Source organism: Enterobacter sp. 186315 (genome assembly GCF_053290175.1).
In genome coordinates, this window is sequence record NZ_JBPTTK010000069.1 from 1 (window position 1) to 620 (window position 620).

General features: G+C 65.0%; 1 protein-coding gene. It reads right to left on the reverse strand.

All coding sequences use genetic code 11. The features are described 5' to 3' along the window. Positions 1–620: hypothetical protein (locus ACSVHP_RS22985; protein WP_447552989.1), on the reverse strand; the 620-nt coding region annotated here is incomplete at both ends.

Consider the following 620-nt stretch of genomic DNA (forward strand, 5'->3'; position numbering starts at 1 on the left):
CCCTGCATCGCCGCAACGGCTCCGCCCAGGATCGCGTGGGCGAGGATGTTTACCTCCGGCTTATCCTCCGTCGATTTCAGCACGTTCGCCAGCTCCGGAGCGGCTGCGGCTGCCAGTCCACCCGCGATATTGCCGCCGGCCAGTCCCTGGAGCGCCGCCGTCGCCGCTTGAATGCCGCGCTGAAGGTTGCTTCCGGTGCCGTACTCCGCCATCACCGTCTTGTATTCCGGCGTGTCCTTGAGCTGCTCCGCCGTCATCTCCGGATGCGCTTCACGCGCTTTCTTCAGCCCGTTCAGCTCGCCCTGCTTCTTCGCGATATCCGATACCTGACTGCCGATTTCAATGACCAGGCCCACCGCCGCCAGCCGCTTCTGTTCCTTCTCCCTGTCGAATATCGGCCCGATGCTGCCGTTCGCATTGTCCGTGTCGCGACTCAGACCGGCGATGTTTTGCTGCTGCTTGTCCTGGTCGCGAACGGTAATGGTGCCTGCGCCAATCGCCGCACGCGTGGTGCCTTCCGCGTGTCCGCTGCTGGCCGCCATTGCCGGCGCTCCTCCCGCCATACTGCCGCCCGACGTACTGCCGAAGCTGCTGCCGCCGCTCAGGCTGATACCGGTATG